Origin of the sequence: Corallococcus sp. 4LFB, from assembly GCF_046520365.1 — a bacterium.
Taxonomy (GTDB): Bacteria; Myxococcota; Myxococcia; order Myxococcales; family Myxococcaceae; genus Corallococcus; species Corallococcus caeni.
On sequence record NZ_JBKGHJ010000429.1, the window covers coordinates 1 to 7,296 of the forward strand.

Genomic DNA, 7,296 nt, shown 5'->3' on the forward strand with positions numbered 1-7,296 from the left:
CCAGGTGCTGCCGCAGCTCCTGCGCGGCCTGCGTGCGCTCGGCGCCGGAGAACGACGTGCCGCCCGCCAGCGTGCGCGAGCGCAGCGCGTCCCGCTCCGCCTTGGGCAGCCGCCACAGCTCCACGAACGTGCCGCCGCTCCTGCGCACCTCCTCGCCCAGCCGCTCCACCGCCGCGCGCGGATAGCCGGGCACGTCGACCTTCACCTCCAGCGCGCCGGCCTCGTCGCGAAACGCCACCACCAACTGCATGGACTGCGCGGACGGCATGAGCGCGCCCAGGCCCTCCACCACGGCTGCCGCCTTCTCAGGCGAAGCCGCTCCCCCCCATACCGCCGCAAGACCGAAGACAGGCACGAAGCGGAAGATAACCGAGCCCTCCTGGCCCCCGTAAAGACAGTGCAGTCGGAAACAGGCGACAGCGTTGGACGCCGAGTTTACGAATCGTGATGCGACCTCGGCCCGGGGGCGTACCTACATCGGAATCGGACGCGCGGCCCTCTATGCTGCCTGGTGTTCTCCGTAACCCCCCTTCCCGGAGTGCAGACCCCGTATGCGCAATTGGATCCGACTCTTCTCGGGCACGCTGCTTGCCGCCACGCTCGTGGCGGGTTGTGGCGGCAGCGACCCCGACCCCGGCCCTGGCACTGACCCCAACCCCACCTCCGACGGAGGCCCCGGTGGCAACGACGCGGGCTTCGACGCCGGCTTCGACGCCGGCTACGTCGAGGACGCGGGCGTCATCGTCGACCCCGACCCCGACCCCGGCGAAGTCGCGACGGACCCTTATGATCCGACCAACGCGACGAAGGACTCGGACTGCGACGGCCTGTCGGACCAGGAGGAGTTCTCCACGGTCTACACCGGTGGCCTGAAGACGAACCCCGGGCTGCGCGACAGCGACGGCGACGGCATCCGCGACGGCGTGGAGGTGGGCCGCACCGCGAGTGTGAATCCCGCGTGCTCCTTCTACCCGGATCTGGACCCCGCGACGCGCACCTCGCCGGTGAAGGCGGACACGGACGAGGACGGGCTGCCGGACGGCCTGGAGGACGCCAACCGCAACGGCAAGCGCGACCTCACGGAGACGGACCCCAACACCGCGGACTCCGACGGTGACGGCCTGGCGGACGGCGTGGAGGACGCGAACAAGAACGGCTCGGTGAGCCCCGGTGAGACGGATCCGCGCCTGCGCGACAGCGACGGCGACGGCCTGCCGGACGGCCTGGAGAAGCAGACCACCACGGATCCGCTCAAGCCCGACACGGACGGCGACACCTGCGCGGACGGCGCCGAGGACGTGAACAAGAACGGCCAGTTCGATCCGGGTGAGACGAACCCGCGCGTGGCGGACTGCGCCGCGGCCGTGCCCGACGCGGACTTCGACGGCATCCCGGACTCGGTGGAGGACGCCACCGGCACCAACAAGAACAAGGCCGACACGGACGGCGACGGCGTGGCGGACGGCGTGGAGGACACGAACAAGAACGGCCGCGTGGAGCCCGGTGAGACGGACCCGCGCCTGACGGACACCGACTGCGACGGGCTCCAGGACGGCGCCGGCCGCGACGGCTTCCTCGGCGAGGACCCCAACTCCAACGGCCAGGTGGACCCCGGTGAGTCGGACCCCACCAACCCGGACACCGACGGCGACGGCCTGCTCGACGGCGTGGAGCGCGGCGTGACCACGGCGGCGGCCCCGCGCAACAACTGCGGCTACGCGGGCGACGCGGACCCCTCGACGAAGACGGACCCCAACAAGGCGGACTCCGACGGCGACGGCATCCCCGACGGCGCGGAGGACTCCAACCAGAACGGCCGCGTGGACCCGGGCGAACTGAACCCGCTGGACCCCAAGGACGGCGCGGCCACCACGCCCGCCGGCAAGGCGTGCAGCGTGCAGAACCTGCGCACGGTGACGTTCAAGGAGGACAGCGGCGCGGACATGCGGCTCGCGCTGCCCAACACCTTCAAGAGCGCCAACCTGGTCAACCTCACGGCCAACGGCCAGACCGTGGGCGTGATGGGCTGGGACGACACGAAGCAGGTGACGTTCATCGCGTACAAGCGCGGCCAGGTGGGCTCCTCCACCACGCCCGCGGGTGACGAGTCGGGCATCCGCACCGGCGCGGCGCTGCTGGCGCCCGCGGACGTGGAGTTCACGCAGACGTTCACCACCTGGGACGGCTTCCCCGCGGCGGTCGCCCGCTACGCGGTCACCGGCACGACGGAGCTGAAGGCGTTCACCAACGCGCTGGCGCGGCAGCTGGCGCCCACCAGCGCCGGTGCCTTCACCGGCGCCACGGGCGTCACCGGCCCGTTCAAGATTCAAGCGCAGTACGTGCACCGCTCCAACGGGAGCGTGGTGGTGGTGCTCGCCATCACGCCGGCGGCCCGCTACAACGAGTCGGGCAGCCTCTTCACGATGGCGGACACGGCGGGCGGCTCCGCGCTGGCGCAGTTCGGCGACGCGGACGCGGTGCAGTGCGAGGTCTTCACCGGCAACACCGCGGTGGTGGACTTCCTCTTCGTGGTGGATGACTCCGGCTCCATGGCGTCGTCGCAGACCTTCCTCGCCGGCGCGGCGGCGGCGGTGGCCAACAAGCTGGCCAACGCCACGCTGGACTGGCGCCTGGGCATGGTCACCACCGCGTACACGGGCAACGGTCCCAACAACGGCGTGCTGCGCGCGTTCACGCAGAACATCGACCAGTTCAAGGCGTGGCTGACCCAGAACGCGACGTGCAACACCACGTCCAAGATGTGCGCGGTCAACGGCACCACGACGCTGCCCAACACCACCTGCGCCAGCAACAAGGAGTGCTGGGTGGGCCTGGGCGGTGACGGCTCCGAGCGCTCGCTGGAGGCGGCGCGCAAGGCCATCAACGACCTGACCGCGACGGGCGGCACCGCGGCGACGCGCATCCGTCCGGGCGCGAAGGTGGTGGTGGTGGTCCTCACGGACACGCGTGACCAGTCCTCCAGCAGCGTGGCGGACTACACGGCGTACTTCCTCAACACCGGCAGCGTGGCGGGCTCGACGAAGAACCCGGTCAACGCCCCCATCCAGCTGCACGGCATCATCTGCCCGCCGGACGGCGCCCGGTGCAACAAGGACGAGGACAACACGAACCCGCGCCACCTGGACGTCATCCAGGCCACGAGCGGCGTGTCCGGCAGCATCCGGGACGACACCTCCATCACCAACACCATCAACGCCATCGTGGACAGCGTCATCGCGTCCGTGGGCTACAAGACGCTCAAGCCGCCGATTGGCGCCTCGATGAAGGTGGCGGTGGCGGAGGTGGCGGATGCCTCCCTGTGCCCCAGCATCGGGGACCTGCCGCGCAGCCGCACCCACGGCTTCGACGTGGACGGCATCAACCGCACCGTGTCCTTCTACGGCGCGTGCCGTCCGAAGGAGTCCGGTGTGACGCAGGCGGCGGTGTCGTACCGCTACTGGATCGACCGCACCGCCAAGCCGGACGGCAGCCCGCCGCCGTGCGCGTCCGACACGCAGTACTACAACCCGAACGACCCGGACTACTGCGACGGCAAGCTCGTCTGCAACCGCACGACGGACAAGTGCGAGTGCCCGGCGGACTGCGGTGGCACGGCGCCCCCGGGCCAGGTGTGCAACACCGACCGCGCGGTGTGTGACTTCACCTGCGCGCAGGACTGCGGCGGCACGTGCGGCACCTTCGAGACGTGCAACACGGACGCCTGCTCGTGCAGCTGCGTGCAGTCCGCGACCTGCGCGGCGGGTTACAAGTTCGACGCCAACGCCTGCGGCTGCGTCTGCGACACGGGCGCGCTCAACTGCGGCACCGGCTTCGGCGCGACCCGGGCCTGTGCGCCTGCGTCTGCCAGCCGGACTGCGGCGGCTGCGCGCCGGGCTTCCAGTGCAACGTCAGCGCGTGCGCCTGCGAGAAGCCCATCGGCTAGGCCGCAATGAAGACGCGCTCCCGGTGCCTCATGGACCGGGAGCGCGGCGGTGATTCCGAAGCCCCCGCTCCGCGACGCCCCTTCAAGGGGAAGCGGGCCGGGGGCTTCTTCTTGCCTGCGTCACTTCACCGGCGCCAGGCCCGGCGGCGCGCTGGCGGCGCGGTACACGGGGTAGAGGCCCAGGCGCTCGTCCCAGGCCGGGTGGCGCTCGGCGAAGAAGCGCAGGCGGGCGCGCGGGTCCCTGGCGAAGGCCGGGTCCTTCAGGCGCTCCTGGAAGGCGGCCTTCACGCCCGCGTCCTTCGCCAGCAGCTCCCGGGCCCAGGGCTCCAGCACGTAGTCCTCGATGTATTCCTTCTGCTCGAAGTGGGCGTTGAAGAAGCCCCACGCCAGGAGCGAGTCCGGCCCCGCGGGCTCGAAGAGGTGCGCCACCAGCTGCACGTTCTTCTGCGCCACCGGCACCCAGAGCGTCCCCGCGGGCAGGTCCTGCGTGTCCGGCTTCCACTCGCCCCTGGCGGTGAGGCCCTGGTGGCCCTCGTTGGAGCGCGCCTGGAACTCGAAGTCCCTGGAGCGGAACGACTCCACCTTCGCGGCGGGCACCGCGCGGGGGAGGCGCTGGAACGCGATGCCGTGCGCGGCCAGCTTCGGCGCGACCCACGCGGCGTGCGCGGCGGACACCAGGTAGCCGCCCGCGGGCAGCGTCACGGTGAGGGCGGGCTGGATGTCCGGCGCGTACGGCACCTTCCACGTCTGGGGCTTCGTGTCGTCGTAGCGGATGTGCGGCTGGCCGGAGATGTCCGACGGGCCGCGCTCGTAGGCGTAGCCCTTGAACTCGAGCGTCTCCCGCTTGGGCGCGCTCTCCCAGCCGAGCACCACCTGCCGCACCTGCCCGGCCACGGCCTTCTGGTCCTCCGCCTTCACGGCGGCCTGGAGCGCGGCGCCGTCGCGGGCCACGAGCCGCAAGAGGCCCTCCAGCACGTCGCGGGTGGCCTTCACGCGCTGCGCGTAGTTCTTCCAGGAGTGCGTCTCCACGAGCACGCCGAAGCGGTGGTGCACGGACCAGAAGGCGTGGCTGAAGCGCGGCGGGGGGACGCCGTAGGCGAAGCCGCTGGTGGGGTCGTCATCCTTCAGGAAGGACGGGTAGAAGCGCAGCGGCTGGTGGCCTTGCGCGGTGAGGCCGGTGAAGAGCTCGTCCACCAGCTTCGTGCCCAATTCGCGCAGCGCGGGCGGGCCGGACTTCTGCGGCTCCAGGCCCACGGACACGTCGGGTTCGAACTTCGCGCCGTCGGTGACGTGCAGGTCCACGTAGACCAGCGGGTCCCACGCGTTGAGGTACTTGAGCAGCAGCACCATCTCCGGCGCGTCCGCCTTCACGTAGTCCCGGTTGAGGTTGAGGTTCTGGCCGGTGACGCGGAAGCCCATCTCCTCCGGGCCCACCTGGTTGGGGCGGTGGTTGGGGTTGAAGCGCTCATGGCCGTCCACGTTGAAGACGGGCACGAAGACGGCGGTGACGCCCTTGAGCAGGTCCGGCGCGGCCGCCCGGTTCTGGAGCGCGTCGCGCAGGAGCCAGTAGCCGGCGTCCTTGCCGTCGATTTCGCCCGCGTGGATGCCGCCCTGGAAGAAGACGACGGGCCGCCCCCTCCTGCGCGCGGCGTCCGCGGTGAGCGTGCCGTCCTGGCTGACGACGAGCGCCACCATGGGGCGGCCCTCGGGCGTGGTGCCCAGCGTGTCGCAGCGGGCCTTGCCGGGGAACGCCTTGGGGAAGGCGCGGCACAGGCGCTCTGCTTCCGCGTAGCGGCCGGTGCGCTTCCAGCCGCTCTGCTCGGACAGGGTGGTGAGAGGGGGTGGGGGAGCCTGCGTGAGGACCAGGGCGGCGAGGGTGGGCAGGAGCATGCCCGCTTGAGACCACAAGCCCCGCCAGCGCTCAACCGTGCCGCACGGTGTGTGTGCCACCCACGGGCAACACGTGCACGCGGTCGCGCGGCCAGCCCCGGCGCAGCCACTCGGCGTCCAGGCGGGCGGGGGGCTCGTCGAGCGGCTCGTCCGTCAGCTTGAACGTGCCCCAGTGCATGGCGAAGAAGGCCATGGCGCCCAGGTCCTCGAAGGCCTGCACGGCCTCCTCCGGGTTCATGTGCTGCAGCCGCATGAACCACGCGGGGTCGTAGGCGCCAATGGGCAGCAGCGCCGCGTCCAGCTTGGGGAACCGGGCGCCAATCTCCTTGAAGCCCTGGAAGTAGGCGGTGTCGCCGGAGTGGTAGACGCTCGCGCTGGAGCCCTCCACCACGAAGCCGCCCCAGAGCATCTCGTTGGCGTCGTTGAGGCCGCGGCGGCTCCAGTGCTGCGACGGCACGTAGTGCACGCGCACGGGCCCCACCTGCGTGGACTCCCACCAGTCCAGCTCCTGGAAGGACAGGCCCTGGCCCTGGAACACCGGCGCGTGGCCCAGGCCGGTGATGACGCGGGCGCCCACCTGCTTGAGCGTGGGCAGGTCCAGGTGGTCGTAGTGGTTGTGGGACACGAGGCTCGCGTCGATGCGCGGCAGCTTCTCCACCGGCACGCCGGGCGGCACGTTGCGGCGGATGATGACGTTGATGGCGTCGCGCAGCACCGGGTCGATGAGCAGCGACACGCCGTCCAGCTGCACCAGCCAGCTCGCGTGGCCCAGCCAGGTCAGCCGGGCGCCCTCGCCCGGGGCGGGCGGGGTGGCGAGCACGGCCAGGTCCGGCTCCACGTGCGGCACGACGGCGCGCGCGGGCGAACCGCGGCGCTTGCCCAGGAGCTTGTCCGTGACGGCCCACTTGAAGACGCGGGTGAAGGCCTGCGGTCCGCTGCCATCCAGGTTCTTGAAGCGCATCGCCATGAGTGGTTCCCGGCAACGGGTGTCTTCAGAAGATGGGCCCGTGCCTCCTCTTGCGAGTCATGCTCGGCTGGAGGGGAGGGGCGCAAGGGGAATGCGGCACGGCGGTCCACGCAAGGACATGGGCCGGGCGCGGGACCGGGGCCGCGCCGTATAAGAGGGCTTCCCATGGGACCTGTCTCCGGCACCACGACCCGCAGGGTGTTGCTCGCGTTCGGCGCGCTGGTGGCGCTGTTCGCGGCGGCGTCGGGCTATGCGCTCGGCCGGCTGTCGGACATCCACGACGGCACGCATGCGCTGCGCGAGGCGGGCGGCCGGGCGCGGGAGGCGCGCGAGCTGGCCACGGCGGTGCGGGACCAGTACGCGCACCTGGCGCACACCATCATCCTGGGCAACGACAGCCACCGGCGCTTCCACTCGGAGGCCGCGCGCGGGAGGAGGCGCTGACGCGGCGGCTGGCGGAGCACGCGCGTGACGCGGACGAGCGCGCCGCGGTGGC

General features: G+C 71.5%; 4 protein-coding genes and 1 pseudogene. 2 read left to right on the forward strand and 3 right to left on the reverse strand.

What is annotated here, in order from left to right; translation table 11 throughout:
• Positions 1-292 (reverse strand): annotated as a pseudogene (locus tag ACLEQD_RS32915) (TIGR02266 family protein); the annotation flags it as partial.
• A 259-nt stretch (positions 293-551) separates the two neighbouring features.
• On the opposite strand from ACLEQD_RS32915, the gene cglD reads away from it, so the two are divergent.
• A complete protein-coding gene (gene cglD / locus ACLEQD_RS32920) occupies positions 552-3,953 on the forward strand; it encodes an adventurous gliding motility lipoprotein CglD (RefSeq protein WP_410389465.1) in 3,402 nt (1,133 codons plus the stop codon).
• A 110-nt stretch (positions 3,954-4,063) separates the two neighbouring features.
• Here cglD and ACLEQD_RS32925 read toward each other — a convergent pair whose 3' ends face one another.
• The gene (locus tag ACLEQD_RS32925; protein WP_410389466.1) at positions 4,064-5,833 is read right to left on the reverse strand and encodes a M14 family zinc carboxypeptidase; all 1,770 of its coding nucleotides are present in this window, start codon (positions 5,831-5,833) and stop codon (positions 4,064-4,066) included.
• Positions 5,834-5,864: 31 nt separating this feature from the next.
• Positions 5,865-6,800 carry an MBL fold metallo-hydrolase gene (locus ACLEQD_RS32930; RefSeq protein ID WP_410389468.1) on the reverse strand — a complete coding sequence of 312 codons (936 nt, stop codon included), beginning with the start codon at positions 6,798-6,800 and terminating at the stop codon, positions 5,865-5,867.
• A gap of 165 nt (positions 6,801-6,965) precedes the next feature.
• Here ACLEQD_RS32930 and ACLEQD_RS32935 point away from each other — a divergent pair, with 165 nt between their 5' ends.
• Positions 6,966-7,244, forward strand: coding sequence for a hypothetical protein (locus ACLEQD_RS32935; protein ID WP_410389469.1), 279 nt, complete (start codon positions 6,966-6,968; stop codon positions 7,242-7,244).
• Positions 7,245-7,296: the final 52 nt, after the last annotated feature.

Excerpts from the sequence above, each read along its gene's own strand:
- cglD (WP_410389465.1), top strand. The coding sequence starts at position 552 with ATGCGCAATTGGATCCGACTCTTCTCGGGCACGCTGCTTGCCGCCACG.
- ACLEQD_RS32930 (WP_410389468.1), bottom strand. The coding sequence starts at position 6,800 with ATGGCGATGCGCTTCAAGAACCTGGATGGCAGCGGACCGCAGGCCTTC.
- ACLEQD_RS32935 (WP_410389469.1), top strand. The coding sequence starts at position 6,966 with ATGGGACCTGTCTCCGGCACCACGACCCGCAGGGTGTTGCTCGCGTTC.
- ACLEQD_RS32925 (WP_410389466.1), bottom strand. The coding sequence starts at position 5,833 with ATGCTCCTGCCCACCCTCGCCGCCCTGGTCCTCACGCAGGCTCCCCCA.